We start from the raw sequence: 26,773 nt of genomic DNA on the forward strand, positions 1-26,773 counted from the left end.
CTTTGTCTCCTGACCTGTCATTAGGACGAAAAGCTTCTTCTGCCTGCCGTCGTTGAGCTGGCAGAGATTAACCCTCGAACTTCAGCACATACGGCTTCCGTAGTTAAACCTACCTCCGTTCGCTGGTCTTTAATGCTTCCATGCTCGATAAAACGATCCTCAATGCCCATCAGAGATACAACCGCATCATGAATCCCCTCAGAAGCAAAATATTCGAGCACGGCGCTACCAAGACTTCCAGCTTGAGACGCTTCCTCCAAGACAATCATCGCCGTCTTTGAGGCAGCGAGTTTACTGAGCATCTCCTCATCCAGAGGCTTGAGGAAACGAGCATTGACAACCTGAACCTGAATTCCTTCACGCTTCAGCATATCTGCTGCTTCTTCAGCCACCTGAACCATCGGACCAATTGCCAGAATTGCACAGCCTTCACCGGAGCGAACCATTTCCCATTTTCCGATTGGAATAGGGACAAGCTCGGCATCCAAAGGCACACCTCTTCCATTAATTCGAGGATAACGATATGCAATCGGGCCATCATTATATTCAAGCGCCGTCTTCATCATATGACGCAATTCGTTCTCGTCCTTCGGCATCATTAATACAATGTTAGGGATATGTCGCATAAATGCAATATCATATACACCTTGATGGGTTTCTCCATCCGGTCCGACAAAGCCGGCACGGTCAATGGCAAATATAACATTGGCATTATGGCGGCATATGTCATGGACGATCTGATCATAGGCACGCTGCATGAAAGTGGAATACACCGCATAGATCGGCTTCATTCCTTCCATGGCAAGTGCCGCACACATGGTCGCAGCATGTTGCTCAGCAATTCCCACATCGATCATACGGTCTGGAAACTGCTTGCTGAACGGAATCAATCCTGAACCACCTGGCATCGCCGGGGTGACAGCTATAATCCGCTCGTCTTGCTCTCCAAGCTCAACCAAGGTTTTGCCGAACACTTCCGTATACATTGGATTGCCAACAGCCTTTAGTACTTGCCCCGATTCTATTTTGTAAGGAGAAATCCCGTGCCACTTATGAGAGTCGGATTCGGCAGGCCGGTAACCCTTCCCTTTCGTTGTTACTGCATGAATCAGAACAGGGCCATCAACATTGTCAGCTTGACGCAAGGTTTCAATAAGCTTACCCAAATCATGCCCGTCAACGGGACCTAGGTAAGTAAAGCCAAGCTCTTCAAACAAAACACCTGGCACCATCATATATTTCAGACTGTCCTTCAGCTTCTCAGCCGTCTTGGCAAGCCTGTCACCGATAGCCGGAATTTTCTTTAACAGGCTCTCGACCTCATCTTTAGCTCGCAAATAATGACGATCAGAACGGATATTGCTCAAATAATTGTGCATAGCGCCTACGTTAGGTGCTATCGACATCTCATTATCGTTCAGCACGACCATCAGCTTCTTCTGTTCGTGACCGATATGATTCAATGCTTCAAAAGCCATACCGCCGGTTAGCGCACCGTCTCCAATCATAGCGATAACACGGTTATCGTCACCTTTCAAATCACGAGCCATCGCCATTCCCATCGCTGCGGATAAGGAGGTGCTGCTGTGTCCGGCTTCCCAAACATCGTGTTCGCTTTCAGCACGTTTAACAAAACCGCATAGTCCTTTATGTTTTCGCAGGGTATCAAATTTGTCCATTCGACCTGTCAAAATTTTATGAACATATGCTTGGTGACCCACGTCGAATATGAATTTGTCCCGAGGACTCTCGAAACAATAATGCAAGGCCAGCGTGAGCTCAACCACTCCCAAATTGGATGCGAGATGTCCACCGGTTACCGATAGCTTTTCAATTAAAAACTGGCGGATTTCTCCTGCAAGATCAGCTAATTCGTCAACAGATAGATTTTTTAATTGTTCTGGTTGTTTAATGTTCGGAAGCAGCACGAAAATCTCCCCGCTTTCCTTGTTAAAGTTTATTTTTCAATTCGTTAAGATGCCCAAAAAAATGGATCGTCAGTTTATACATGAGACATTATATCACAAAGAAACCTCTTGCACGAAATCGCCTACATCAGTGATCGCGAGACTTGAGAAAATCTGCAATTTCGAACAACCGTTGCGGATTTACGAATCCGGCATCCGCAATTACCGTCTTGGCCTCCGATGTCAACCGCTCTATCTCCTCTTTAGAGGCCTCCAAGCCGATAAAATAAGGATATGTTACTTTTTGCTGTTTTACATCACTCTGCGTTTTTTTCCCCAGCTTGGCTTCATCGCCTGTCAAATCAAGAATGTCGTCCTGAATCTGAAAAGCAAGACCGATATTGTATCCATAAGTTCGTAGCGCGTTCAGCTGCTCCTCTGTAACTCCGGCTATTCTTCCACCGGCAATCAGAGAAAACATAATCAAATCGCTCGTCTTGTGATGATGAATATATTTCAGCTGTTCAAGGCTTGTTATACCTTGCTCACCTTCCATGTCGGCGACCTGTCCTCCAACCATACCACGAGGGCCTGCATACTCAGCCAAATCCTCCACGATCGATAAGACTCTCTCAGCAGGAATCCCGTGCTTGCGGCTCGTTTGAATGATACTGTAAAATGCATGGGTCAACAATGCATCACCGGCCAATATCGCTGCTGCTTCCCCAAACACCTTATGGCTAGTCGGTTTGCCGCGCCGAAAATCATCGTTATCCATTGCAGGCAGATCATCATGCACCAAAGAATACGTATGTACCATCTCAACGGCGCACGCCACCGGAAGAGCTGCCTCCCGGCTTCCACCGCCTGCTTCACATGCGGCGATAACAAGCAGCGGACGCAGCCGTTTTCCCCCGGCCATCAACGAGTAGTTCATTGCTTCTTTTAAACTTGAAGGTACATTCCAGTGCTCTGGCAATACTGAGGCCAATGCGGTTGAGACCAGATCGCTGATCTCTCTCATATAGTAATCCAAAGGACGATCGTTATTCACTACTCTCCCCCGTTTCATCAAGCATATTTCCGAAAGGGCGACGTTTCAGCTCCCCTGCCTCTTCTACAATCATCTCAATTTTTTGCTCAACCTGCTCAAGCTTCTGACTGCACATCTGGGACAATCGCATCCCTTTCTGATATAAGTCAATAGCCTTTTCCAATGGCACGTCGCCGTCTTCCAATTGACTGACGATAGCTTCCAACTGAGTCATCGCTTCTTCAAAGCTCATTTCCGTTTCTTTCGTCACGATCGTTATCCTCCTTCATTCCCCATACCTGACACTGCAACCTACCATCACTTACCTTTACATTAACCAAATCACCTGGCTGCACATCATTTAATGATTTGATCAGTTTGCGCTCCTGCTCGTCGTAAACTAGACTGTACCCTCTCGACATGACCTTAAGCGGACTAAGCGCATCCAAATGTCTAATCTCGGACTGGAGATGTTGGACTTTCTTCCGCATAAGCGACTGAATTGCTGCCGTCAACTGACGGTGGTTTCCATCCCACCTGCGGGATGCTGCTTCCACCTGTACCTGTGGATTAAAGCGAATCAAGCCTTGCTTCAGCACAGCCTGCCTCTGGCGACTTTGTGATACCTTTGTTTGAATGGTTCCCTGAATTCGCAATTTCAGCATGTCTAACCGCTCTGCATGCTGTAGCAAATTTCTTCTTGGATAGACCAATACAGGCGAGCGCTGCAAGGCTGCCAGTCGTTCCCTGCTTCGGGTAAGTCGTTGCTGTAATCCCTGCTGCAACTGCCTCTCTAGCTGATGAAGACGCGCTTTAACTTCGAAGGCATTCGGTACGGCAAGTTCGGCGGCTGCCGTTGGAGTTGCAGCACGAAGGTCGGAGACAAAATCGACAATCGTAAAATCCGTCTCATGCCCTACAGCCGATATAACCGGGATTTCAGATTCATATACAGCCCGAGCCACCATCTCTTCGTTAAAAGCCCACAACTCCTCAAGCGACCCTCCGCCGCGTCCTACGATCAGCACATCCGCTTCTTTCATCGCATTCATCGCTCGAATTCCCTTAACGATGGAAGGAGCAGCGCTCTTGCCTTGCACTAATACCGGGTATAAAACAACACGGGCCTGAGAATATCGTCTACGGATTGTAATGATAATATCTCGAACAGCAGCACCCGTCGGTGACGTTATAACGCCCACCGTACGCGGAAACAGAGGAAGCGGCCGCTTGCGCTCGGCTGCAAATAATCCTTCTCCCTCCAGTTTTTGCTTCAGCTGCTCATAAGCAAGGTACAAACTGCCAATACCGTCGGGCTGCATCTGCACGGCGTAAAACTGATACTGACCATCACGTTCATATACAGATACATTCCCGCGCGCGATAACACGTGTCCCTTCTTTCGGGATAAACGGCAGTCTCCGATTATGAGCGGCAAACATAATTGCGCGAATGCGGCTGCCGTCATCTTTTAGCGTAAAGTACATATGTCCGCTTGAATGATGAGTAAAGTTTGATATTTCACCCCGTATCCATACGTCCGACAACCGGGAGTCCCCCTCCATTTTCATCCGGATATATCGGTTTAAATCCTTGACGGATAAAATATGGTGCTCATCTACAGACTTCATCTTAATCCAATCCACCTAGCCGCTTGGAGGCGAGCAGCGTATTTTTCATTAACATCGTAATTGTCATAGGTCCGACCCCGCCCGGTACCGGCGTTATATAGCCTGCAACTTCTTTGGCGCTGTCATAATCAACATCCCCGGCCAGCTTTCCGTTGTCTAACCGGTTCATTCCTACATCGATGACGACAGATCCCGGTTTAATATAGCTTGCATCAATCATTTTGGCTCTGCCGATGGCAACAACGAGAATATCAGCCATTTGGGTCAATTCTTTCATATTGCTCGTACGGGAATGACACATTGTTACCGTAGCATTCTCTCGCTGTAAAAGCAGAGATACCGGTTTGCCGACAATGTTGGATCGTCCGATCACAACGGCATGCTTTCCGGCCATATCAATTCCGGTTCGTCGAATCAATTCAATAACGCCCGCCGGTGTACAAGGTAGCAAACTATCATCGCCAATGACAAGATTGCCCACATTGATCGGGTGAAAACCATCCACGTCTTTTTCAACTGCTATGGCATTAAGCACAGCTTTTTCATCAATATCCTTCGGTAGAGGAAGCTGGACAAGTATACCGTGGATGTTATCCTGGCGATTAAGCTTGTCCACTAAAGCCAAAACCTCCTCCTCGCTGGAAGACTCAGGAATTCGATGTACTTCGGAGTAAAATCCCAGGTCGTGACATGCTTTTTCTTTGTTACGAACATAAACTTGAGAAGCAGGGTCCTCCCCGACAAGCACAACTGCCAATCCGGGACAGAATCCTTTCTTTGCTAGCCTTTGGACTTCTTCTGCAATGTTTCCTCGAATGTCTTCGGATATCGATTTGCCATTAATGATGTTTGCTGTCATTTCAACCTCTCCCCTACGCCTGAAAATAATTACCCTTTCAAATATACAACTCTCTGATGTACACCCTCTGACCATTTGTTCCGTAATTCATTTCTGTATATAAATGTTCAGTATTTAGACTTAAACTCAAGACTGCTGAAGCTTCGCTTTAACTTCATCCAGATCCTGAAGCATGCGGCCAAGAACGCCATTTACGAATTTCCCCGACTCCTCTGTACCGAAATGTTTGGCAAGTTCAATCGCTTCATTTACCGCCACTTTTCCGGGAACATCTTCACGGAAGGCCAGCTCATACACAGCCAAACGTAAAACCTGACGGTCCACACGTGACAATCGACTGATCTGCCAGCCTTTCAAGTACTGACTCAATACCGAATCGATTTTCTCTCTTGCTGTCCATAAACCGTTAACAAGCTGCAGAACGGTTTCTCTAACTTTGACCTCATCGCCAATTACCCGCTCTGTTTCGTTCTCCTCTGCCGCTTCGGAAAGGATCATGGATACGGCCTCTGCGCTGTCCACCTCGTTCATTTCCATCTGATAAAGGCTCTGAACGGCAATCTCTCTTAATACACGTCTTTTCATTATGTTCCTCCTGTGGACCTAGCCTGAAATTCTAATTTGGGTATAGTATAAACAATGATTCATTTTTTTCAGCAAATCAGCACAAAAAAACCTGTGAGCGGCTCTCTCCGCAAAAACGGGCGAGATACAGTATGTCTCGGCTATTTTTTCCGGAGAAAGCATATCACAGGGTTTCATTTAAACGGCCGCCAACGCTCAGACAGCCAGCGCCCCCACTCTTGCCAATGAAACAAGGAGCCCTGTCGCAAGTCTCTTCGTTTACCGAAGGTGTAGCCGATAAAAACCACTAATGCAAAGAACAGCATATCCCAAAAACCGGATAATAAATAGATCAGGCCGCATATAATACCGCTGATTACACCAAGTATTCGCCCGCCGTGACTCTCCCACAATTGTTTCCATGGCATTTTGGGAAATTCACCTCTATTCTACGCGGCTCTTGAAGCTCGGTGCCTGAACCACGTTTGCTATATAGACTGATACGCTTGAAACGGGAATCCCCGTGGTATCTTCTACAAAATCATGTACCTGCTTCTGAACATCTGTCGTTAGCGCAGGAATGGACTCCTCGCCATCTACAACTGCACGAATAGCAATCTCTAATCCAGCCTGGGACACCTTGATACGAGATTTTAAGTCTTTCACGCCACGCACTCTAGAGGCCGCTTTCAGACATAAATTTTCAATGGTCTCGATCGAGATCTGAATATCTCCAAATTCGGTTCGCTGGTCTATCGAATTCGTCTCCGTACGGTCGCGGCGAATCGAGATATAGAAAAAACGAATGCTTATCAGGAATAAAACCGATGCCACAATAATCCCTGCCAAAAAGAGCTGCTGTTCCTGATCATATGTTAGATCGTAGGGTATAGCACCACTCAAGAGGAGGATGGCAACTACAGTGATCACTCCAATACTCAAGCTGTACAAAAACAGCAAGAGTCTGTCCACAATTTTAGCCACGAACGAAAACAGCCTCCTTAGAATTAGATGAAACCCTCGACATGTCTGTCGGGGGTTAGGGGGTTTCGTTATTTCACTCGCTGAACGACATCAATCTCTTCGATCTTTTCGGAAGTCTTCGCGAAGTGAACATCATGAATATGTACGTTGACTTCTACGACTGTCAAACCGGTCATATTCTCAATCGAACGCTTCACATTACGCTGGATTTCTCCAGCTACTTCCGGAAGGCGATGACCGTATTCTACGATAACCGAGACATCAACCGCTGCTTCACGCTGACCTACTTCGACGGTTACTCCTTTGGACAAATTTTTGCCTCCGAGCAGTTCGACGATTCCGTTTGCGAATCCGCCGCTCATTCCTGCAACACCTTTCACCTCAACGGTTGCAAGTCCAGCAATGACTTCAATAACTTCCGGGGCAATTTGAATCTGTCCAATCTCTGTACGCTCAAATTCCGTCGGCAATGAATCTACCATGTCTCAACACACCTTTCAAGATAAGTTCGCGGATGCATGGTTAAAATCAAGGCATGCGCATCTTATTACACATACTATATCATCTGACCATGCCGATGACAAACAACATAAAACACATTAAAGTTTATGTTCTTCCAAAAATTTAATATCAAAGTCTCCCTTCAAAAAGACGGGATGACTGAGTAGTTTCTGATGAAACGGAATCGTCGTATGAATTCCTTCAATCTCAAATTCCGTTAAGGCACGCTTCATTTTAGCGATCGCTTCCTCACGGGTTGGCGCCCAAACGATAAGCTTCGCAATCATGGAATCATAATAAGGTGAGATCGTATAGCCGGGATATGCTGCACTGTCAACACGAACTCCGGGTCCCCCCGGTGGCAGGTAGAACTGGATCGTTCCGGGCGCAGGCATGAAATCCTTGTCCGGATTCTCCGCATTAATACGACATTCAATCGACCAACCGTTGATCATAATCTCTTCCTGTGTAAAAGATAACGGAAGACCTTCGGCCACAGATATCATTTCCTTGATCAAATCAACTCCGGTAACCATTTCGGTAACCGGATGCTCAACCTGGATTCGTGTATTCATCTCCATGAAATAAAACTGTCCATCCGGCCCAAGTAAAAATTCAAGCGTACCAGCTCCTGAATAGTTAACCGCTTTGGCTGCACGAACCGCTGCTTCTCCCATACGTGTACGCACATCTTCGGTCAGTATTGGACACGGCGCTTCTTCCACCAGCTTTTGGCGTCGACGCTGTACAGAGCAATCGCGCTCTCCCAAGTGAACCGCATTGCCATATTTGTCGGCAATAACTTGAATTTCAACATGTTTCATTCCGGTCAAAAACTTCTCAAGATATACACCGGCGTTACCAAAAGCTTTCTGTGCTTCCTGCTGTGCTGTCGTAATCTGCTTGATCAGCGATTCCTCATCTTCAGCGATCCGGATTCCTTTACCGCCGCCGCCAGCAGTTGCTTTAATAATAATAGGGTAACCGATATCTCTCGCAAGCATAACAGCGTCATTCAGATCTTCAATAAGACCGTCTGAGCCCGGTATGACAGGTACCCCGGCGTCTTTCATCGTCTGCTTGGCAATGGCCTTGTCTCCCATTTTGGTAATTGCATCTGCAGATGGTCCGATGAAAGTAATACTGCATGATTCACAAATCTCGGCAAAATCAGGATTTTCTGCAAGAAATCCGTATCCTGGGTGAATTGCATCACATTCAGCTAACGTAGCAACGCTCATAATATTGGTAAAGTTCAAATAGCTGTCTTTGGAAAGGGTTGGACCAATACAATAAGCTTCATCGGCAAGACGAACATGCAGAGAATCACGGTCAGGCTCTGAATAAACAGCCACCGTAGATATCCCCAGCTCATGGCAGGCCCTTATAATACGAACGGCGATTTCTCCTCGGTTCGCGATCAGCACTTTCTGAAATGTCATGCAAGTAACCTCCTTCGGACTCAAATAGCTTATATTTTCGGCGAGTATGGAATTCACTCCGGTCTCACCAGAAATAAAGGCTGTCCGAATTCCACCAGCTGCCCGTTTTCAGCAATAACTTTTACAATTTCCCCTTTGATCTCGGCTTCAAGCTCATTCATAAGCTTCATAGCCTCGATAATACAAACCGTTGTTTTCTCGTTCACTTGATCACCAGGGCTTACAAACGGCGGAGCTTCAGGGGAAGGAGCACGGTAAAAGGTTCCTACCATCGGTGATGTAATTGTATGCAGCCCACTGGTCTCTGCATCCTGAGCGGAAGATTCTCCGCTTGCCGGGGCTGGCTGGCTTACCGCTGCAGTCGGCTGAATATGCTGATGCATCACTTGAGGCGCAGGTATAAATGCCTGAGGTCCGGGTTGAAGATTTACAGCCTCGGCAACACCAGGCTTCTTGATGGATAAACGCGCGCCTTCATTCTCGATTTCCAGCTCCTGTACAGAGGTTTGATCCACAAGCTTGATCAATTCCTTAATCTCGCTTAATTTAAACATATTCGACTCTCACTCCTTCACTTTCTTGGAAGCCCTATTTCGGACAGTCAGTTAATAGCTTAGAGTATTATATCACAATCCAAAGAAATGGAAAGAGCCCAAGAGAATCCCCGGACTCTTTCATTTTTTTCGATTTAAAGGGACAACTTTCGCGTTATTATGCATCGAATTATGGAGTAACGTATTGAACGCTCACTTTGTCTTGACCCACTTTTAATTCCTTCATCACCGTGTCAACGATTCCTGCAGCCTGTTTGGCATTCAGCTGATCACTTAAAACTACAACATTATATCGGTCCTTCTCCTCTTTGACAATCGCATTCTCGAAGTGCTGCTGCAGCTCCTCCTCTATGCTCTGAATAATGGTTTCTTTGTCTTCCAACTTATTCAATTGATCCGCAAGCTTTGCAGTCTCTTCTGCCGAATTGCTCTGATTGCCGAGCTTCGCCATTAACTCTTCGTGCAGCTTCATATTTTTGTTAGAACGCTCAAGCTGATAAGACTCCAGCTTACTGGCTGCTGAATTGGCCTGAGCTGCAACCTCCTCAAGCACCTCTTCCTCGGTTTTGGCAGTATCCTTCGCTTTTGCCGATTCCTCAGATTTAGCCTCATTCTCTTTTCCTTCTTCTGTAGTGGACTCCTCCACTTTAGCATCCGGTGCTTTATCCTGTTCCTTGTTATCGGCAGCTTCACCTTGTTTATCCGCTTCACTATTGCTTTCGCTGGCGTCTATACCGGTTTCTTCGCTAGCTCCCGAGTCATCTACGCTGCCTTCGGGAGTATTTTCGTTCAGTACGAGTTCATCTATTTTTTCAGGTGTACCTTCTGGCGTATTTTCATTGTTAACTTGTGTGCTCTCAGCTACCGGAGGAGCTGATGGACCGGATTCCTCCGTAAATAGATAGTAGGCTGAAAGAATGACCATAAGACTCAGCATGGAAACTAACCAGATTGTTTGTCGTTTGTTATTCATTTACAATATTTCCTCCTTTGGATAACTGCTTGAATAACGATCGGCTCGCTACTTTTTTCTATTCCTGCTTTCGGGGAACAACCGATATTTTGTAGCTCGGTACATTAAGTCCTCTTTGAACGGCATCCACAATCAAATTTCGCACGGTTTCATTTTCCGCACCTTTTGCAACGACGAGTACACCTCGAACTTGAGGCTTTACTTTTTTCGTCACGATGGGGGTCTGATCACCGGAAGAATCGTAGGTGACGATTTGACCGTCACGGGTATAACTTGTTACATGTCTTTTGCCGCCATTGCCATCATCTTCTTCTGTAAGCTCCTGGGTGTCCTTAACATTCCGCTGTACGATAATTTCTTCTGTCGATTCTACGGTTACCATTACATCTACAGAGCCAACGCCAACAACCTGCTCAAGAATCTCTTTCGTCCTGTCCTCAAACTCTTTCTCGATGCTTCCAAATTCACTGCTTCCACTTCCAGTTGGAGGATGAACAGAGGTTGCTGCCGCCTGATCCGGCGGCGGTTCCCTGCCGATGTTCTCATTATCAAGCTTTTTCACATGTACAAAAGAGTTGAAAAGCATGATGGCGACTCCGACCAGTCCAAGTATGATCAGCCAACGAAAGGTTTGCATTTTTTTGGTTCCTTCAAGGCCCCCACCTAGCCATTGCTCCACCTTTTTCAACCATCTCCCCAACAGGCTCACCTCCGTTACAATTTGGACTCCGCTTCACTTTCGCTTGAATATATGGATATCTGGTCGGTCTTCAAATCCCAGCGTTTCTGTAAGAGCTCCCTTACAGAAGCTGTTCTAGCCTCCATTTCGGCGTCAACCTCTAGAGCTTCGTCCCTCGTTTTATGTTGATCAGAACCGTTATAGTCCAGCTTTACATCGATTCGAACTGCATCCACCGGCTCTACACCCCCTGGTTCTTCTTCCGCAATCTTCTCCTCAGCTTCACCGTGATCCGCTCCCTTTAAACGAACTTCGACCGAGGTGATAACCGCACTATTTGCAGAACCTTCCCTTGAAGCTGTTAGAACCACCTCGACTTCCTCAACCGCTTCCCCGGTCTCGGTCATAATTTGATCCTTCATTTGCCGTGCTATCTCTTCTCCCGCCCACTGCAGACTTTGCTGCTGTTGAACGTTCTTCAATTGTTCAGCCTGTGCCAAAATATGCTCGAGCTCCGCCTCCTTTGGGATATCCTTGCTGCTCTCGATTTGTTCCAGTTCAAGGGCCAGCTGTTTTTCCGGTGATTCTGTCAGAAGGCTGATGATCGGGGAAAGCAATGCCAGCATAATCAACATGCTCAGCACCAGCCTGACATACCGCTGCATCGTCTTGCTGGGCAGAATCAGATCGATGAAGGCGGCAAACATGACGACCATAATTACGCTTTTCAGCCAGCCGCTCAGCCATTCCATCCGCCTCTCCCCTTTCCTCGCCCTACCTCATCATGACCGTGATGTTAGCGGTTGTGAGAATGATCGTAATTGCCAGAAAAAACATGATGCTAACCGCTGCCAAAGCAGCAAACACATACAGCATCGTTTTGCCGATCGTCTGCAGGCAGGTGGCAATCGGAGTATCCCCAAGCGGCTGCATTACAGCGGCAGCGATGTTATATATAAGCGCCAGGACCAAAATTTTGATCGCTGGAAATGCACAAAGAAACAAAATAATGATAACGCCCGCAAGTCCAATTGAATTTTTCACAAGAAGCGAAGCCGAGATCACGGTGTCGGTAGCATCTGCAAACATTTTTCCGACCACCGGCACAAAGTTTCCGGTCACATACTTGGCGGTACGGACCGCTACACCGTCAGTAACAGAGCTTGTAATTCCCTGCACCGAAATCACCCCGAGGAATACGGTCAACAGAACTCCAAGAACCCCCATTCCAATTCCCCGAAGCAGGTTGCCGAGCTGGGTCAGCTTGTACTTATCGGATAGAGAACTGACCAGATACAATATGGCAGAGAAGAACAATAGTGGAAAAACAACCGTGCTAATTAGCGTTCCAACGGTATGTACCATGAAAATAACAAGGGGGTGCGCTATCGAAACAGTAACGATGTTCCCCATCGAAGCAAGCAGTGCAAACAAAAGCGGCAGCATCGCCATCATAAATTCAATCATTCGATCGATTGCCTCCTTGGCATAACCGATTGCAACATTGAAACTGTTGACGGCAATAACAAGGACAACCATATAACAGATCGTATATGCAACCCGGGAAATCGTACTTTTTTCAAAAGCGGTTTGCAGATTTTCCAGGATCATACTTAAAATGCTCAGCATGACGATGGTAGCCAGCAGCTTGCCATTGTACAGCACTTCATGCCACATAAAGCTGATGATTCCAGAAAATACACCCTTCATACTTAATCCCTCGCCTCCGGGCAACAGCATATCCATAAAAGACGGGGTCTGACTTTCCGGAAAAAAACCGCCGTAATCCTTCATCAGTTGGTCCCAATACTCCTCAACCTGATCAGTGGGAAGCTCTTTCGTTTGCTGCTCCACCCATTGATCAGCAGGCGAATCGGCACTTACTGACGAATACGTACCGATGAACAATAGGAGCAGAAGCAGCAGCAGGCGAATCAGGGACTTCATATGATGATGTCTGCGTTGTTCCATAATACCCCTGCTTTCTTACGCCGGGAGGAGCTTCAGAACCGTCTCGATGATGATGCTGATGATCGGCACGGCGAGCACAAGAATAAGCACTTTTCCTGCCATTTCTATTTTGGAAGCAATCGATTCTTGACCAGCATCCCTTACGACCTGTGCACCCATTTCGGCTATATAAGCTATTCCAATAATTTTCAGAACTGTTTTCAGATAGATTACTTGAACCCCTGAGCTCTCAGCGAGATCTTCCAGCATCCGAATGACAACTCCAATTTTGCCGATAAGGAAGAGAAAAATCATGACACTGGCGGTAACGGCTAACAAAAAGGCAAAGATCGGCTTCTGTTCCTTGATGACAAGAATGAGTATAGTGGCTATTAAGCCGAGTCCCACCACCTGTATGATTTCCATAGCCCCACCTACTGGAAGAGAAATATCGTTTTAATTTCCTGAAGCAGATCATCCAGCAGCCGGACGACCATGAACAGGACAACAACAAACCCGATGAGCGTAACCCAGTGAGCCATATCCTCTTTTCCCATCTGTTTCAGCACGGTATGAATCATGGCTATGATAATGCCGATTCCGGCAATTTGGAAAATGGCATTCACTTCAATGTTCATTCCCTGGCACCTCGCTAAAAGATCAAAATGACGACCAATGCTCCAACAAGCAGTCCCAAGCTTTTGCTCATTTTTTCATACTTGGCCTGGTCCTCTCTAGCCGCTGCTTCCTCATGTTTGAGCTGGCTTGCGGCAAGTGCAATATGCTTCATCTGGTCCTGCCTGTCGCTGGTGCCAAGCACACTGCTTAGCTGCTCCAACGCTTCTCTTTCGGCGGATTTCATGCTGGTTCGTTTCCAATACGTGTTCAATGCTTTTCGTATGCTGTCTTCAGCAGATAAACCATACTGCGGACTCATGTACTGCGCCCCGGCCGTAAACAGTGATTTCAGCGGCTCACGCAGACCGCTGCCGATCCGGTGAAGAGCTTCTGGGAGCGGGGTAAAACCATAGCTGATCTCCGTCTCAAGACGCTGCAGGGCCAAGATCAGTTCACGGATTTGTCTCGGTCTGGCTGCAAACTGCTGAGCTTGATAAAAACCGGCTAACGTTCCGGCCACCAGTATGATGACCGCCCCAAGCATTTTAAGCAATGTCATCACCGCCCTGACAGCTACCTCCCGCAGTCTGGAGCGTCCGCTGTCCACCGTCCTGAATTCGGAACGATCTTGTATCACCGTTACGTGCTAACATAACGTACATCTCAAACATTCGGTGATTGACAAGTCCAGCCAGTGCAGGCCGGCCTCTCATATCCTGAACCGATGATCCATGCGCCGTAGCAATGACACTAACCCCGGCGTGGAGTGCCTCGGTGAGCGCCTCCGCATCTTCAGGCCGCCCGATCTCGTCCACAATCAATACGTCCGGTGACATGGAGCGAAGCAGCATCATCATCCCCTCAGCCTTTGGACAAGCGTCCATTACGTCTGTTCTCGGACCGACATCAAACCCCGGCACACCGCGCTGACAACCAGCGATTTCAGAACGTTCGTCCACAATGCCTACTTTCATACCGGGCCAGCGAATATTCGATTTCCCCCAAGTGCCGGAACTGATCTGTCTTGCAATATCCCGAATTAGCGTCGTTTTTCCATGTTGCGGAGGAGATAGAATGAGCGTGTGCAGCACTTTCTTTTTCTTGGTGTCCAGCAAGTAAGGTAAGATTTCATCAGCGGCTCCCTTTATTTCTTTGGCGATTCGGACGTTAAATCCGCTAATATCCCGGATATGTTCAACTTTTCCACCGCTAAGCACCGTTCGCCCGGTAAGACCAATTCGATGACCACCGGGGATGGTAATAAATCCTTTTCTGAGCTCTTCTTCCATCGTGTACAGGGAATGGTTGCTTATCAGATCCAAAAGTCTGTGTCCGTCCTCCCGGGTCGGCTTGTACGCTTTTTCGGATCTCATAACAAGATCGCCGCTTCGACTTACGAAGTGGAACTTGCCACCCATGTTAATTTCCAATGGACGGCCTTCCCGAATTCGGACTTCTTCCAAGCCTTCCATCATGTTTTTAGGCAGTCTTAGCAGAAGCTGCTTTACGTTCTCGGGAAACAGTTCTAACCAATTTATTGACATTTTGCCTTCCCCCAAGTAGTCCTTTTCTTGAAGCACTTCTTACATCATGTGTATGCTTGTACTCCGTATTTATGCAGCGAATCTATCATTTTTTTAATATCCCGAATAAAAGAAGAGCCACGCCGCACGAAATCCATCCGATCTTGTCCCAGGACAATCTGTCGGCCATACCAACAAGACCGATGGTGGTCGTCAAGATTAGAATAAGCGGTCCGGTAAGGGCCAATGCCGAATTGACTGCGAGCGCCTTATCAACCTGGTTTAATCGAAGCATAATGAGCGCCGCTATAATCTCCAGACTGCCGGAGAATATCCGCAAGGATGCCATACCGGCAACAAACTTGTCCAACATGTTGAAACCTCCTTTTAGCGTGATGATGTTATGTGATAAAAGTATGCTCTGTTCTCTTGATTTATCTCTACTTTTTTCACATTCGATAGAAAAAGAAAGAAACAGCAAAAATCCCGACCTATGAAAGACCGGGACTAAATAATGCTAGTTTATGCTGTTTATCTGCGCTCCTGAGGACCGCCAACCGATGCTTGCTCCTCCGTATCCAGACCGTAAGCCGTGTGAAGAGCACGAATGACGTTGTGCAGATTGGAGCCGTCAATGACACATGACACCTTGATTTCAGATGTGCTGACCATCTTGATGCTGATGCCTTCTTGGGAAATCACGTCAAACATTTTGGCCGCAACACCGGGATGACTGACCATACCCGCTCCCACAATGGACACTTTGACCAAATGATCTTCAAATGTAACTTCACGATACGGGAGATCATCCCGAATTCCTTCGATAACCGAAAGGGCACGTTCGCGATCCCCGAGAGCTACCGTAAAGGAGAAATCGGCTGTTCCGTTCAACACGCCACTTTGTACGATAATATCAACGTCGATTCCCTGCTTGGCAAGTTCTCCGAACATCTTCGCCAGAACGCCCGGAAAATCGCCTACTCCCAAAACACTGATTCTCGCAACGTTTTTATCATATGCGATACCGCTGACCACTACTCCTTGCTCCATGCTAGCTTCCTCCTTAACAACCGTTCCCTCGTTATAATTAAAGCTGGATCTGACAACAAGCTGAACCCGGTTATGCTTCGCATACTCTACAGCGCGCGGGTGCAGTACAGCAGCTCCCAGATTTGCGAGCTCCAGCATTTCATCATAGGAAATTTCATTTAGCTTGCGTGCACATTTTACAACACGAGGATCGGTGGAATAAATACCGTCAACGTCAGTATAAATCTCACATACATCTGCTTGAATAGCCGCAGCAAGTGCGACGGCGGTTGTATCTGAACCCCCACGTCCAAGTGTCGTGATCTCTCCATCTTCCGACATGCCCTGAAAGCCTGCCACAATAACAATCTTCCCATTCTTCAAAGCTTCCTTAACCCGATCTGGCGCAATATTTGCTATTCTAGCTTTCCCATGCACCGGATCGGTTTGAAAACCGGCCTGCCATCCCGTATAGGATACCGCCTCACGTCCCAGACTGTGAATGGCCATCGACAACAGGGACATTGATATTTGCTCCCCTGTCGTCATTAGCATATCCATCTCACGTGCAGGAGGATTAGGATTTAACAATTTGGACTGGTCAATCAGTTCATCTGTCGTATCTCCCATTGCCGAGACGACAACGACACACTGATGACCTTCATCTTGCTTCTCTACGATTCTTCGGGCGACGCGCTGCATCCGTTCCGTATCCCCGACAGAACTACCTCCGAATTTCATTACATACAGTGACAACGCTACCTTCACTCCCCACTCTCTTCAATATGTATCTGTTGGTTTCTCGCTTTAAATCAGTATAATACGAAAGTGCTTGGTTACGTCAACAATTTTCAGTGAAGATTTCAGAAAATCCGACATTTTTTTTGTAAACCTATGTTCTTATCTTTCCTAATATGTTTAAAAGGCTGTCCCAACAGTGAAAAACTCAACTGTCAGGACAGCCTCAATCGCCAAAGTCACATACTGATTCAATTAGGCGCGTGATTGATATTTTCCTTCACGAGTATCGATAAGCAGCATATCTCCTTCGTTAATAAAGAGAGGGACTTGTACATTCAGTCCAGTTTCCAATTTGGCATTTTTCGTAGCACCTGTAGCCGTGTTACCTTTAATACCCGGTTCGGTTTCAACAACCTGCAGCTCAACGCTGTTCGGCAGGTTAATACCCAAAATTTCACCTTGGTAACTGATGATATGAACGTTCATGTTCTCTTTAAGAAATTTCAGTTCCCATTCCAGCTGCTCGCTGGTCAAGCTGAACTGATCATATGTTTCATTGTCCATAAACACATGTTCCTGGCCGCTTGCATACAAATATTGCACACCGCGGTTCTCAATCAGAGCTCGGGAAACCGTCTCACCTGCACGGAACGTTTTCTCAACGATATTTCCATTTCGAAGATTTTTCAGCTTGGAGCGAACAAAAGCTGCTCCTTTCCCTGGTTTAACGTGTTGGAAATCCAAAACGGTAAAGATTTCATTATCTACTTCTACCGTTAATCCTGTTTTAAAATCGTTGACTGAAATCATGTGATTCCCTCCTAAAGTAAGTTACATTCATTTAAAAATCGTTATGTTCTCTTTATAGCACGGTGTATTCTTTACTTGAGCTTGTCAAGATATGAATACCCGTTTCGGTGATCACAATATCATCCTCAATGCGAACACCGCCCAGACCCGGCAAATAAATTCCCGGCTCTACCGTTACAACCATTCCCGGCTCTAACACATCATCGCTCAATTTGGACAGACGCGGAGATTCATGAACCTCCATCCCAAGTCCATGACCCGTACTGTGACCAAAATATTCGCCATAACCGTATTTAGTTATTACGTCACGGGCCAAAGCATCTGCCTCCCGTCCTGTCATACCTGGCTTAATATGATCCAGTGTGTGAAGCTGAGCTTCCAGAACGATGTTATAAATCTCTTTCAGTTTAGGGTCTGGTGATCCTAATGCGATCGTTCTCGTCAGATCGGAACAATATCCATCCAGAAGCGCTCCGAAATCAAACGTGATGAATTCATTGCCTTCAATGACACGATCGCTGGCAACGCCATGAGGCAAAGCTGATCGCGGACCAGAAGCAACAATCGTATCGAACGATGAAGAGGTCGCGCCATGGCTACGCATAAACATTTCCATCTGAAGATCGATTTCCCGCTCGGTCTTTCCTGTCTCCACAATACTTAAAATGTGGCTAAAGGTTGCATCTGCAAGATCTGCAGCACGTTGCATCACCTTTATTTCCTCATCGTCCTTTATGATGCGCAGCTGCTCTACAAGACCAGATACCGGCACCAGATGAACAGGCTCTAACTTTTTAGTATAAGTGGAAAAAGCTGCGTATGTAACATGCTCCTGTTCAAAGCCGAGCGATGCAATCCCTTCGTTAGCAAGCAGTTCTTTCACAGTATCCATCACATTGGCTCCATGCTCTACAACTTGAAAGCCAGTAGCCTGCTCAGGAGCCTGCGTCATGTAACGAAAATCTGTCAGTAAAAAAGATTGTTCGCTGGTAATAAGCACATACCCCGCTGAACCGGTAAAGCCAGTTAAATAGCGCCGGTTGATTGGACTTGCAACCAGCATTGCTGACAAACCTAAATCATGCAGCCTCTCACGCAACCGTTCAACCCGTTTGTTAGCCATTACTTTTCGTCTCCTCTCCTAAGAAAAAACAAAAACACCCCAAGCCATCCCTGTTCAAGACCGCTCCTTCGTTTTACGAATGAGGGCGTTCCAGGACGTTCATCAATGCCATGAAGCCAAGCGCATAGCTGTTGGCTCCAAAACCAGAAATCTGTCCTACGCATACCGGAGCAATAACCGAAATATGGCGGAAAGACTCTCTGGCGTGAATGTTCGATAAATGCACTTCCACAGTAGGTATGTTCACAGAGCTGATTGCATCACGAACCGCATAGCTGTAATGTGTCAGCGCTCCCGGATTCAACAAAATCCCGTCAGCCTGCCCCATCGCCTCGTGAATCCGATCGATAATTGCACCTTCATGATTCGATTGAAAGAAGGTGATTTCAATTCCGGCGGACTCCGCCTGCTTGCGTAAAGCATCCTCAATATTCTGAAGGCCTTGCGAACCATAGACTCCGGGTTCACGAACTCCCAGCAGGTTCAAGTTCGGACCGTTAATCACCCATACGGATTTCAAAGGGTTTCCCACCTTTTCGCGTCAAATAGCCAAATGCTATTTTACCATAGGCTGCATCTTCTTGAGAAGGTTTTTTGGTTCAGTTACCAACCTTCTGCGGCTCGCGGTGCCTTTCGTCTGTAAACTCTTGTGCGATTGTATATCCTATAAACAGTCCCCATAGTAAAAATAGGCAAATCTCGGATATGTTCGTATCCCACGTTAGGCGTTTAATCGGCAAAGCCAGGTGGAGAATCGGTTCAAGTACAATGAACAGCACAACCCACCATACAACACCATAAACGATGCCAGGCCAAGGCCCTTTCGCTTTCCGAAGAAGATACACATAAATGAGTGATGCGATAATAGAGAGGGCAATAAATGAAAGCCATCCAGCCACCTGACCAGCTGCGCTTTTCAAAAAAGAATGTTTGAAAAACGGCTCGAGCAAAAATCCTGGAACGACAGAACTAAAGTGAAAGCTGTAAAATAACCAGCGAACAGCCCCCCATATAAAACCTGCATAAAAGCCAAGCTCCAGCGCAAAGACAAAACGATTGGTACGATCCCGCTCTAAGATGTTGTGCGGCTTATTCATTTTAGGCAAAAGCTCCTTTCAACAGTAACATCTCCTCTGTAAGCCTGAAACTTCATTTTTTACATATTTATTATGCTCTGTTCACGGACAGCTAATCCAACTAGAAATTACTTCAAAAATTCGTTACAATAGTGTTAAAGTTTTTGATATCAGACAGGAAGGTGAAATGTTTGTCCCAAAAGTCAACTCCGGTTAGCTATGGTGGTCAAGCCGTTATCGAAGGCGTTATGTTCGGCGGCAAGCATGTAAATGTTACAGCTGTTCGGAGAAAAAACAATGAAATTGAGTATTTAGAGGTGCCACGTGAAGACAAGTCCTGGATTATCAAGCTCCGTAAAGTTCCTTTGCTTCGCGGCATCGTCAGTCTTATAGATTCAAGCATCAAAGGCTCGAAACATCTCAATTTTTCAGCCGATGCTTATGCTGATGACACTGTTGAGCCGGAAGAACGTCAACAACAAAAGGAGAAAGAAGATTCAGGCTGGAGTTTAAGCATGATCATCGGCGTTGCTGCCGTCAGCGTGCTCTCCTTTATTTTTGGTAAACTGTTGTTTACGCTTGTACCTGTATTTGTAGAAGATTTTTTGTTTGGTGACTCATTTGATCATTATATCCTTCATAATCTGGTGGAAGGTGTCATTAAACTTATACTGTTACTCGCCTATCTCTGGGCTATCACATTGACTCCTGTTATCAAGCGGCTGTTCCAGTACCATGGCGCCGAACATAAAGTGATAACTGCCTTTGAGTCTGGAGATGATTTAACTGTTGAGAATGTTCAAAAGCACTCCCGGCTTCACTATCGCTGCGGCAGCAGCTTTATGATGCTGACGATCGTGCTCGGCGTTGTTGTTTATTCTGTAGTTCCTTGGGATACCATGACAGAGCGTGTCATTCAGCGGATTGTTTTACTCCCCGTTGTACTGGGGGTATCCTTTGAATTTCTGAAGCTCACAAATTCTTTAAGAGACGTTCCGGTCCTCCGTTATCTTGGATACCCCGGACTTTGGCTCCAACTGTTGACAACGAAAGAACCGACAGACGATCAAGTTGAAGTATCCATAGCCTCCTTTAACCGGATGCGTGAGCTGGATGCCCAATATGAGAAAGTAACCGTTCAGCAGCCGTTGACAGGAAGTGTTTTAGATCCCGCGAAAGGATGAGTAATCCATGAAAAGGCTGAGTATCCAGCTGATTGTATTTTGGATAATGATTGCACTCGCCGCATTCGGATTGGTGTTAAATCTGTTCTCACCATGGGTTTTCATTCCCTTAGCTGTTGTAGGAATTGTGTACCTGCTCTATAAGTTCCCGCCTGCTCGTTTTAACAAGCATCGGGGGCCAACAATCAAGCCTTCCAAGAAGACAGCGGCCAAATTAGCCGGCAGAAAGAACGCAACACGCAGAGGCAGCCCTTCATCGAAACGAAAAAACTATCCTTTTCAGGTCATTGATGGTCAGAAAGGAAAGAATGATCCGCCAGATGACATGCCTAAATATCATTAGAAGAAACCGTCCGGCAGCGTAAACACGCTAAACCGGACGGTTTTTAAGTGAGAAGGGATAGATGACGGTGTTTTTTAAACGCTGTCAACTCAAATTTTTTTGTACTTGGGCCGCCATGAAGAGAAAAATTCTGTTCCCGCCTTCAAGCCCGATTCATACAGCTTCATGCTCTCTTCTGTTGAAAGATTGAAATGGGTGGTGCCGATGCCAAGCGTTGGAATTTTAATGGTGCGATCCCGATTACGTTGCTCGATATAACGCTCATCATGAGCGGATAGCATCGTCTCAAACATAGCTGTCAGCATGGTGAAAGGGCCATTGATCCGATGAGGTTCATATCGGTTTTTGCCGACCATTTGAAAGCCGACGACCGGAAGGGGTTCCGGCCCTCCTTTGGAATGACGATCAAATAACCATAGCGGAAAGTTGCTCAGCAAACCGCCGTCAACAACATAGACAAACTGCTCACTGAAAGACTTCCCCCTTGCAGGGGCTCCAATTAGTCTTAGAATAACTGGATCAAAAAAATAAGGGATGCTGCAGCTCATCCTAACAGCCTTCGCTACCGGAAAGGTTGACGGGTTAATCCCGTAATGCCGCAAATCATCCGGAAGCACCAGAAGTTTGCCGTTAGTAATATCCGACGCTACAATGTACAGCTTGCCAGCGGGAATATCGGAAAACGTAAATATTCCTTTGTCCAGCAATATTCGCCTTATCCAGTTTTCCAACGCCTCACCCGAATACAAGCCTTTTTTGATAAGTACTCTAAGTGCAGGACCTATGACTTTGGTGTTAAAAATAGAGGCTCGTTTCAATAGGGATTGAAACGATGTAGCTTCGATAATGACTTTCATTTCATCAGCTGTATAACCTGCCGCCAAAAGAGCTGCAACAATAGAGCCGGAAGATGTACCTGCCACCCTACTGAACTCGATTCCGGAAAGTTCGGCCGCTTTAACAGCTCCCGCCAAAGATATTCCTCTAACCCCACCGCCTTCAAAAACGGCATTGATATGCATAAGCAAATCCCCCGCTCATATAGTCTATTGACTATTTATGTGAGCGAGGGATTTTTCATTCCTAAGACTTGCACATTATGATTGATAATATAATTTCAATTGATCAAGTAGTCCTAATGGGTTGCTTATAAGATGGTCTGCTCTAAAAAAGATGCTTCCGTCAATTTCACTGTATTGTTCATTATATTTCAGCTGGTTAATGATTTCCGAAGCCGTTTGCCAGCTTTTCTCCTGATTCGGATCGCCAACTTTATACGCGGCATGGCCGATCAGAAGATCCACATCTGTACCTTCCACTTCACTTACCCACCAATCGACCAGCTTGTCATAATCAGCAGCTGCAAAATTCATGCTCCAATAAATTTGCGGAGCGATATAATCTATCCAGCCTTCATGAATCCAGGTACGTGTATCTGCGTACATACTGTCATAGGCAGTTACACCTGCTTTCGTATCTGAACCTGTCGGATCAGCTGCTTTATTCCGCCATACCCCGAATGGGCTGATACCAAAATCTACAGAAGGCTTGGCCCGGTCGATACTGTTTCCAAGAGCCTCTACAAATGTATTAATGTTGCCGCGGCGCCAGTCTTGGATGTTTTTGTAGGTCCCGTCATTGTAGGCTTTGTATGTTGCAGTATCATTTATTGTCGTGTTGGAAGGATAGAAGTAATCATCCAAATGAATACCGTCAATATCATATCCGTTAACCACTTCCATAATGGTATCAATGATGTGCTGACGTGCTTCCGGTATGCCCGGATTAATCATCAGCTGATTGTTTACTTTGATCATCCATTCAGGATGAGTCAATGCGACATGGTTAGGAGCCAGTTCAGCTGTTGACGTGCTTGAGTTCGCTCTGAATGGGTTAAACCAGGCATGGAATTCCATTCCCCTGCGATGGGTTTCTTCTACCATAAATGCTAAAGGATCATAGCCGGGATCTGTTCCCTGCTTGCCTGTCAACACTTTCGACCAGGGAACAAGCTCGGATGGATAAAGCGCGTCACCTTCCGGCCGGACCTGAACGAACACCGCATTGATTCCTGCGTCCTGGAGCGTATCCAAAAGCGCTATAAATTCACTCTGCTGCTTTGCCATATTATTTTTTGTTGTAGGCCAGTCCAAATTGTAAACGGTAGATATCCAAGCCCCGCGTATTTCTTTCTCACCCGGTACGGGCATTTCCGGATATACCGGTGAAATCACTTGAGTGCTGGTTAATGAAATTTGCTGAGCCGCTTGATTCCACTTCACAGTCAATCCCAAATGCTCACTTATGAAACGGAGCGGCACCATCACTCTGTTATTTTTAATCTGAACGGAAGCAGAGAGCGGAACGGTTGAACCGTTCACAAGAGCAGAGGTATGTCCTGAAGTCATAGCAAGCTCCACGCCGCCTTTACTCACCGTTACTGTTTTAGATTTCTGATCCCAGGACAGCTTAGCGCCTAATCCTTCGCTAATCACGCGGGTCGGAACCATGGTGACGTTCACCCTGGGCAATATGTATGGAGAAACATCGCTGTGCAGCCTTTGTCCATCCAAAAGGATGCTGATGCCTGAACTTTTAGCCTGCGCAGCAGGAACCATAGACGGAAGACATAATAACGACAAGAGCAGCACCAACAACCATTTTCGAAATTTCATACCATAAATCCTCCAGCAATGATAGATTTGCAGGTAAAACAAAATCAAAAAAGAAAAAACTTGCTTTGTCCTGTTTCATATAGCGACGGCATTTCTTTGAGAAATATAAACTAGTATACAATATGAAGTGTATGCTTTCTTATATTCCAAAAAAAAAGCATCTGTCACCAGCGACAGATGCCCTATTACGAATCGCTGGCGAGTTCGTTGTGGATGTCACGCAGCTCCTGTAGACGGCTTTCATCACGTTTAAAAAATTCAACCAGCGTTTCAATACATGTGATAGAATCCCAGCTTAGATGATGCTCGATCCCTTCAACATCCCTGTAAATGTTCTCTTCCTGAACACCGATCATACCGAGGAACTCCTCAAGCAGCTGATGTCGGGCCATTAGCCGTTTCCCCATCTTCTTACCTTTGCTCGTGAGTACAAGACCACGATATTTTTCGTAAATTAAATATTCATCCTTATCAAGCTTTTGAATCATTTTCGTGACGGATGAGGGGTGAACCTCCAAGCCTTCGGCAATATCCGAAACGCGCGCATATCCTTTCTCATCAATAAGCTTGTAGATGCGCTCCAAATAATCCTCCATGCTGGGTGTCGGCATCTCTTTCCCTCTTTTCTAAATAATACGTGTCTTCAGTTTCCTTTTACCTGCACATGTAATGATACATGTTTCAGAGAGCTCTTGGCAAGTCCTGCTCCGTGCTCTACTCATTATTGGCAAGGTTGAAACGACCTGAACCTGAGCACAATAAACGTACTCCTTAGCGAAAGGAAAGCGAAAGCCATGACCGAACAAACAGCATCTCCCAAACGTACTATAAAAAGCACACGCCCGTTTACCCCAAACCTCGTTTATTTTGAACCCAAAGCACTGGAATTTTCGAAAGGCAAGCAAATTATGGACTATGTTGTTGCCAAAGGGATTGAGCACCGAATGACCACTTCGCATAACCGAATTACGAATTTACCCGGTGAAACCGAGCAAGAAAAATATCGAATTGCCAAAAAAACGCTAGTTGTTGGTGTTCGAAAGACTCTCGACTTTGATCAGTCGAAGCCATCCGCCGATTATGCTATTCCCATCTCAACAGGCTGCATGGGACATTGCCATTATTGTTATTTGCAAACGACCTTGGGCGCAAAGCCCTACGTTCGAGTTTATGTAAATACGGAACAAATCCTAAGTAAAGCCAAAGAATATATTGAAGAAAGAGCGCCTGAAATTACAACCTTTGAAGCAGCATGTACATCCGATCCCGTTGGACTTGAGCATATAACAGGTTCGCTTGCCGAACTAATTCAGTTTATGGCCAATGAGGAGTTTGGTCGCTTGAGATTTGTAACTAAATTTCATCATGTCGAACCTCTGCTTCACTTAAAACATAATAACCATACCCGCATTCGCTTCAGCATTAACTCAGACTATGTTATTAAGCAATTCGAGCCTGCAACCTCAAGGTTCGAAGAAAGGATCGAAGCAGCTGCTAAAGTCGCTCAAGCCGGCTATCCTCTCGGTTTTATCATCGCTCCTATCATCTGGTATGACGGCTGGGAAAAGGGCTATGGCGAGCTTCTAGAACGTCTGGCCAAGACACTTCCATCAGATGTAACGGACGGTTTAACATTTGAGATGATCCAGCACCGTTTTACCAAAACCGCCAAGAATATAATAGAGAAGCGCTACCCAAAGACCAAGCTGGAGATGGATATCGAAAAGCGAAAGCAAAAGTGGGGAAAATACGGCAAATTCAAATACGTTTATCCCAATGAACAGCAAACCGCCCTGCGTGAATTTATTACAGAGCGGATTTTCGAGTATTTTCCTAAAGCGAACATCGATTATTTTACTTAAAATTTTAACCATTCAGGTGTGATGGATTGCAGCCAAATCGTTATTTTGAACATCTGGTTTGTAAACAGCAAAATCCCCATCAAAATCATCAACACACCGCCGACTTTCATCAAGATTCCAGAATATTTGAGAATCCACTTTGTCGATCCGATAAAAAAAGCAAGAATGAAAAACGGTACAGCAAAACCGAGCGAATATGAAGTAATAAGCGGAAACCATGTACTTGGGTCTGTTGCAGCCATCGCGATAATAGCCATCAAGATCGGCCCAACGCAGGGAGACCACCCTGCGGCAAAACCGATTCCAAACAGAAAGGTTCCTATGTAACCAGTCGGCTTTGATTTAAATTCAAACTTACGATCCTTCATTAAAAACTTCGGTTGAAAAATGCCTAACAGCATAAGACCCATCAATATAATAAGAAGTGCGGAAAGCTGCCGAATCAGGTCCTGATACTCTACAAAAATTTCACCGAATTTCCCAGCTCCCCAGCCGAGTGTATAATAAACAGCGGAGAACCCAAGAATGAACGCTAACGTATGCGTCATCGTACGCCTGCGAACTTCCTTGCGGTTCTGTTCCGTTTTCAGATCATTCACGGACATCCCCGTAATAATTGACAAATAGGACGGGTATAGAGGCAGGCAGCATGGTGATATGAACGAAGCAAACCCTGCCGCGAACGCTATCCAAATACTAATATCATCCATTC

Annotated in this window: 32 protein-coding genes; 3 read left to right on the forward strand and 29 right to left on the reverse strand. The window is 46.1% G+C overall.

The window, feature by feature from the left end; translation table 11 throughout:
* Positions 1-20: 20 nt before the first annotated feature.
* From dxs to C8268_RS13180, 25 genes are all read right to left on the reverse strand, one after another.
* Complete coding sequence (dxs, locus tag C8268_RS13060; RefSeq protein WP_106768078.1) at positions 21-1,928, reverse strand: 1-deoxy-D-xylulose-5-phosphate synthase; 1,908 nt, start codon at positions 1,926-1,928, stop codon at positions 21-23.
* A 127-nt stretch (positions 1,929-2,055) separates the two neighbouring features.
* Complete coding sequence (locus tag C8268_RS13065; RefSeq protein ID WP_199794845.1) at positions 2,056-2,979, reverse strand: polyprenyl synthetase family protein; 924 nt, start codon at positions 2,977-2,979, stop codon at positions 2,056-2,058.
* A complete protein-coding gene (gene xseB, locus C8268_RS13070; protein WP_106769942.1) occupies positions 2,954-3,193 on the reverse strand; it encodes an exodeoxyribonuclease VII small subunit in 240 nt (79 codons plus the stop codon). Before xseB ends, C8268_RS13065 begins: the two co-directional genes overlap by 26 nt.
* On the reverse strand, positions 3,183-4,571 hold the full coding sequence (gene xseA / locus C8268_RS13075; RefSeq protein ID WP_106768080.1) for an exodeoxyribonuclease VII large subunit: 1,389 nt from the start codon (positions 4,569-4,571) through the stop codon (positions 3,183-3,185). The genes xseB and xseA overlap by 11 nt, the downstream gene beginning before the upstream one ends.
* A gap of 1 nt (position 4,572) precedes the next feature.
* Positions 4,573-5,430 (reverse strand): bifunctional methylenetetrahydrofolate dehydrogenase/methenyltetrahydrofolate cyclohydrolase FolD, encoded by an 858-nt coding sequence (gene folD / locus C8268_RS13080; protein ID WP_106768081.1) that lies wholly within the window; start codon positions 5,428-5,430, stop codon positions 4,573-4,575.
* A 126-nt stretch (positions 5,431-5,556) separates the two neighbouring features.
* A complete protein-coding gene (nusB, locus tag C8268_RS13085) occupies positions 5,557-6,015 on the reverse strand; it encodes a transcription antitermination factor NusB (RefSeq protein WP_106768082.1) in 459 nt (152 codons plus the stop codon).
* Positions 6,016-6,188: 173 nt separating this feature from the next.
* Entirely contained in the window at positions 6,189-6,422 is a 234-nt protein-coding gene (locus C8268_RS13090) for a DUF2273 domain-containing protein (protein WP_106768083.1), read from the reverse strand.
* Positions 6,423-6,438: 16 nt separating this feature from the next.
* The gene (gene amaP, locus C8268_RS13095; protein ID WP_106768084.1) at positions 6,439-6,978 is read right to left on the reverse strand and encodes an alkaline shock response membrane anchor protein AmaP; all 540 of its coding nucleotides are present in this window, start codon (positions 6,976-6,978) and stop codon (positions 6,439-6,441) included.
* Positions 6,979-7,046: 68 nt separating this feature from the next.
* The gene (locus tag C8268_RS13100) at positions 7,047-7,460 is read right to left on the reverse strand and encodes an Asp23/Gls24 family envelope stress response protein (RefSeq protein ID WP_106768085.1); all 414 of its coding nucleotides are present in this window, start codon (positions 7,458-7,460) and stop codon (positions 7,047-7,049) included.
* A gap of 117 nt (positions 7,461-7,577) precedes the next feature.
* On the reverse strand, positions 7,578-8,921 hold the full coding sequence (accC, locus tag C8268_RS13105) for an acetyl-CoA carboxylase biotin carboxylase subunit (protein WP_106768086.1): 1,344 nt from the start codon (positions 8,919-8,921) through the stop codon (positions 7,578-7,580).
* 53 nt (positions 8,922-8,974) lie between these two features.
* Entirely contained in the window at positions 8,975-9,475 is a 501-nt protein-coding gene (gene accB, locus C8268_RS13110) for an acetyl-CoA carboxylase biotin carboxyl carrier protein (protein ID WP_106768087.1), read from the reverse strand.
* Positions 9,476-9,644: 169 nt separating this feature from the next.
* Positions 9,645-10,448: a SpoIIIAH-like family protein gene (locus tag C8268_RS13115; protein WP_106768088.1), complete on the reverse strand. Its 804-nt coding sequence runs from the start codon at positions 10,446-10,448 to the stop codon at positions 9,645-9,647.
* Between the two features lie 58 nt (positions 10,449-10,506).
* Positions 10,507-11,148: a stage III sporulation protein AG gene (gene spoIIIAG / locus C8268_RS13120; RefSeq protein WP_199794846.1), complete on the reverse strand. Its 642-nt coding sequence runs from the start codon at positions 11,146-11,148 to the stop codon at positions 10,507-10,509.
* Positions 11,149-11,162: 14 nt separating this feature from the next.
* Entirely contained in the window at positions 11,163-11,879 is a 717-nt protein-coding gene (spoIIIAF, locus tag C8268_RS13125; RefSeq protein WP_106768089.1) for a stage III sporulation protein AF, read from the reverse strand.
* 22 nt (positions 11,880-11,901) lie between these two features.
* A complete protein-coding gene (gene spoIIIAE / locus C8268_RS13130; RefSeq protein WP_106768090.1) occupies positions 11,902-13,098 on the reverse strand; it encodes a stage III sporulation protein AE in 1,197 nt (398 codons plus the stop codon).
* Between the two features lie 15 nt (positions 13,099-13,113).
* Positions 13,114-13,503, reverse strand: coding sequence for a stage III sporulation protein AD (gene spoIIIAD, locus C8268_RS13135; protein WP_106768091.1), 390 nt, complete (start codon positions 13,501-13,503; stop codon positions 13,114-13,116).
* A gap of 8 nt (positions 13,504-13,511) precedes the next feature.
* Positions 13,512-13,715, reverse strand: a complete 204-nt coding sequence (spoIIIAC, locus tag C8268_RS13140; RefSeq protein ID WP_046680216.1) for a stage III sporulation protein AC — start codon at positions 13,713-13,715, stop codon at positions 13,512-13,514.
* A 14-nt stretch (positions 13,716-13,729) separates the two neighbouring features.
* Positions 13,730-14,248 carry a stage III sporulation protein SpoIIIAB gene (spoIIIAB, locus tag C8268_RS13145; RefSeq protein WP_106769944.1) on the reverse strand — a complete coding sequence of 173 codons (519 nt, stop codon included), beginning with the start codon at positions 14,246-14,248 and terminating at the stop codon, positions 13,730-13,732.
* Complete coding sequence (spoIIIAA, locus tag C8268_RS13150) at positions 14,241-15,239, reverse strand: stage III sporulation protein AA (protein WP_106768092.1); 999 nt, start codon at positions 15,237-15,239, stop codon at positions 14,241-14,243. The genes spoIIIAB and spoIIIAA overlap by 8 nt, the downstream gene beginning before the upstream one ends.
* A gap of 85 nt (positions 15,240-15,324) precedes the next feature.
* Positions 15,325-15,591: a YqhV family protein gene (locus C8268_RS13155; protein WP_106768093.1), complete on the reverse strand. Its 267-nt coding sequence runs from the start codon at positions 15,589-15,591 to the stop codon at positions 15,325-15,327.
* Positions 15,592-15,749: 158 nt separating this feature from the next.
* On the reverse strand, positions 15,750-17,003 hold the full coding sequence (locus C8268_RS13160; RefSeq protein WP_106769945.1) for an aspartate kinase: 1,254 nt from the start codon (positions 17,001-17,003) through the stop codon (positions 15,750-15,752).
* A 237-nt stretch (positions 17,004-17,240) separates the two neighbouring features.
* Positions 17,241-17,798 (reverse strand): elongation factor P, encoded by a 558-nt coding sequence (efp, locus tag C8268_RS13165; protein WP_106768094.1) that lies wholly within the window; start codon positions 17,796-17,798, stop codon positions 17,241-17,243.
* 52 nt (positions 17,799-17,850) lie between these two features.
* Complete coding sequence (locus tag C8268_RS13170) at positions 17,851-18,921, reverse strand: M24 family metallopeptidase (protein WP_106768095.1); 1,071 nt, start codon at positions 18,919-18,921, stop codon at positions 17,851-17,853.
* Between the two features lie 73 nt (positions 18,922-18,994).
* The gene (aroQ, locus tag C8268_RS13175) at positions 18,995-19,441 is read right to left on the reverse strand and encodes a type II 3-dehydroquinate dehydratase (protein WP_106768096.1); all 447 of its coding nucleotides are present in this window, start codon (positions 19,439-19,441) and stop codon (positions 18,995-18,997) included.
* 79 nt (positions 19,442-19,520) lie between these two features.
* Positions 19,521-20,018, reverse strand: a complete 498-nt coding sequence (locus C8268_RS13180) for a YqhR family membrane protein (RefSeq protein ID WP_106768097.1) — start codon at positions 20,016-20,018, stop codon at positions 19,521-19,523.
* A gap of 170 nt (positions 20,019-20,188) precedes the next feature.
* On the opposite strand from C8268_RS13180, the gene C8268_RS13185 reads away from it, so the two are divergent.
* Entirely contained in the window at positions 20,189-21,181 is a 993-nt protein-coding gene (locus C8268_RS13185) for a DUF1385 domain-containing protein (protein WP_106768098.1), read from the forward strand.
* Positions 21,182-21,188: 7 nt separating this feature from the next.
* Positions 21,189-21,524, forward strand: coding sequence for a hypothetical protein (locus C8268_RS13190; RefSeq protein ID WP_106768099.1), 336 nt, complete (start codon positions 21,189-21,191; stop codon positions 21,522-21,524).
* Positions 21,525-21,613: 89 nt separating this feature from the next.
* On the opposite strand, the gene C8268_RS13195 is transcribed toward C8268_RS13190, so the two are convergent.
* The 3 genes from C8268_RS13195 to mntR form a co-directional block, all read right to left on the reverse strand.
* Entirely contained in the window at positions 21,614-22,546 is a 933-nt protein-coding gene (locus C8268_RS13195; protein ID WP_106768100.1) for a patatin-like phospholipase family protein, read from the reverse strand.
* A 75-nt stretch (positions 22,547-22,621) separates the two neighbouring features.
* Entirely contained in the window at positions 22,622-24,199 is a 1,578-nt protein-coding gene (locus C8268_RS13200) for a family 10 glycosylhydrolase (RefSeq protein ID WP_106768101.1), read from the reverse strand.
* Positions 24,200-24,384: 185 nt separating this feature from the next.
* Complete coding sequence (gene mntR, locus C8268_RS13205; RefSeq protein WP_106768102.1) at positions 24,385-24,810, reverse strand: transcriptional regulator MntR; 426 nt, start codon at positions 24,808-24,810, stop codon at positions 24,385-24,387.
* A 183-nt stretch (positions 24,811-24,993) separates the two neighbouring features.
* On the opposite strand from mntR, the gene splB reads away from it, so the two are divergent.
* Entirely contained in the window at positions 24,994-26,061 is a 1,068-nt protein-coding gene (splB, locus tag C8268_RS13210) for a spore photoproduct lyase (RefSeq protein WP_106768103.1), read from the forward strand.
* On the opposite strand, the gene C8268_RS13215 is transcribed toward splB, so the two are convergent.
* Positions 26,058-26,771 carry a cytochrome c biogenesis CcdA family protein gene (locus C8268_RS13215; protein ID WP_106768104.1) on the reverse strand — a complete coding sequence of 238 codons (714 nt, stop codon included), beginning with the start codon at positions 26,769-26,771 and terminating at the stop codon, positions 26,058-26,060. The two genes, splB and C8268_RS13215, sit on opposite strands and share 4 nt — an antisense overlap.
* Positions 26,772-26,773: the final 2 nt, after the last annotated feature.

This window comes from Paenibacillus faecalis (genome assembly GCF_900289175.1).
GTDB lineage: Bacteria > Bacillota > Bacilli > Paenibacillales > Paenibacillaceae > Paenibacillus_AQ > Paenibacillus_AQ faecalis.

What these genes read in the sequence shown, in the direction of transcription:
- C8268_RS13065 (WP_199794845.1), bottom strand. Translation starts at nt 2,979, where the DNA reads ATGAAACGGGGGAGAGTAGTGAATAACGATCGTCCTTTGGATTACTAT.
- xseB (WP_106769942.1), bottom strand. Translation starts at nt 3,193, where the DNA reads ATGAGCTTTGAAGAAGCGATGACTCAGTTGGAAGCTATCGTCAGTCAA.
- xseA (WP_106768080.1), bottom strand. Translation starts at nt 4,571, where the DNA reads ATGAAGTCTGTAGATGAGCACCATATTTTATCCGTCAAGGATTTAAAC.
- folD (WP_106768081.1), bottom strand. Translation starts at nt 5,430, where the DNA reads ATGACAGCAAACATCATTAATGGCAAATCGATATCCGAAGACATTCGA.
- nusB (WP_106768082.1), bottom strand. Translation starts at nt 6,015, where the DNA reads ATGAAAAGACGTGTATTAAGAGAGATTGCCGTTCAGAGCCTTTATCAG.
- C8268_RS13090 (WP_106768083.1), bottom strand. Translation starts at nt 6,422, where the DNA reads ATGCCATGGAAACAATTGTGGGAGAGTCACGGCGGGCGAATACTTGGT.
- C8268_RS13100 (WP_106768085.1), bottom strand. Translation starts at nt 7,460, where the DNA reads ATGGTAGATTCATTGCCGACGGAATTTGAGCGTACAGAGATTGGACAG.
- accC (WP_106768086.1), bottom strand. Translation starts at nt 8,921, where the DNA reads ATGACATTTCAGAAAGTGCTGATCGCGAACCGAGGAGAAATCGCCGTT.
- accB (WP_106768087.1), bottom strand. Translation starts at nt 9,475, where the DNA reads ATGTTTAAATTAAGCGAGATTAAGGAATTGATCAAGCTTGTGGATCAA.
- C8268_RS13115 (WP_106768088.1), bottom strand. Translation starts at nt 10,448, where the DNA reads ATGAATAACAAACGACAAACAATCTGGTTAGTTTCCATGCTGAGTCTT.
- spoIIIAF (WP_106768089.1), bottom strand. Translation starts at nt 11,879, where the DNA reads ATGGAATGGCTGAGCGGCTGGCTGAAAAGCGTAATTATGGTCGTCATG.
- spoIIIAE (WP_106768090.1), bottom strand. Translation starts at nt 13,098, where the DNA reads ATGGAACAACGCAGACATCATCATATGAAGTCCCTGATTCGCCTGCTG.
- spoIIIAD (WP_106768091.1), bottom strand. Translation starts at nt 13,503, where the DNA reads ATGGAAATCATACAGGTGGTGGGACTCGGCTTAATAGCCACTATACTC.
- spoIIIAC (WP_046680216.1), bottom strand. Translation starts at nt 13,715, where the DNA reads ATGAACATTGAAGTGAATGCCATTTTCCAAATTGCCGGAATCGGCATT.
- spoIIIAA (WP_106768092.1), bottom strand. Translation starts at nt 15,239, where the DNA reads ATGTCAATAAATTGGTTAGAACTGTTTCCCGAGAACGTAAAGCAGCTT.
- C8268_RS13155 (WP_106768093.1), bottom strand. Translation starts at nt 15,591, where the DNA reads ATGTTGGACAAGTTTGTTGCCGGTATGGCATCCTTGCGGATATTCTCC.
- efp (WP_106768094.1), bottom strand. Translation starts at nt 17,798, where the DNA reads ATGATTTCAGTCAACGATTTTAAAACAGGATTAACGGTAGAAGTAGAT.
- C8268_RS13170 (WP_106768095.1), bottom strand. Translation starts at nt 18,921, where the DNA reads ATGGCTAACAAACGGGTTGAACGGTTGCGTGAGAGGCTGCATGATTTA.
- C8268_RS13180 (WP_106768097.1), bottom strand. Translation starts at nt 20,018, where the DNA reads ATGAATAAGCCGCACAACATCTTAGAGCGGGATCGTACCAATCGTTTT.
- C8268_RS13190 (WP_106768099.1), top strand. Translation starts at nt 21,189, where the DNA reads ATGAAAAGGCTGAGTATCCAGCTGATTGTATTTTGGATAATGATTGCA.
- C8268_RS13195 (WP_106768100.1), bottom strand. Translation starts at nt 22,546, where the DNA reads ATGCATATCAATGCCGTTTTTGAAGGCGGTGGGGTTAGAGGAATATCT.
- C8268_RS13200 (WP_106768101.1), bottom strand. Translation starts at nt 24,199, where the DNA reads ATGAAATTTCGAAAATGGTTGTTGGTGCTGCTCTTGTCGTTATTATGT.
- mntR (WP_106768102.1), bottom strand. Translation starts at nt 24,810, where the DNA reads ATGCCGACACCCAGCATGGAGGATTATTTGGAGCGCATCTACAAGCTT.
- splB (WP_106768103.1), top strand. Translation starts at nt 24,994, where the DNA reads ATGACCGAACAAACAGCATCTCCCAAACGTACTATAAAAAGCACACGC.
- C8268_RS13215 (WP_106768104.1), bottom strand. Translation starts at nt 26,771, where the DNA reads ATGGATGATATTAGTATTTGGATAGCGTTCGCGGCAGGGTTTGCTTCG.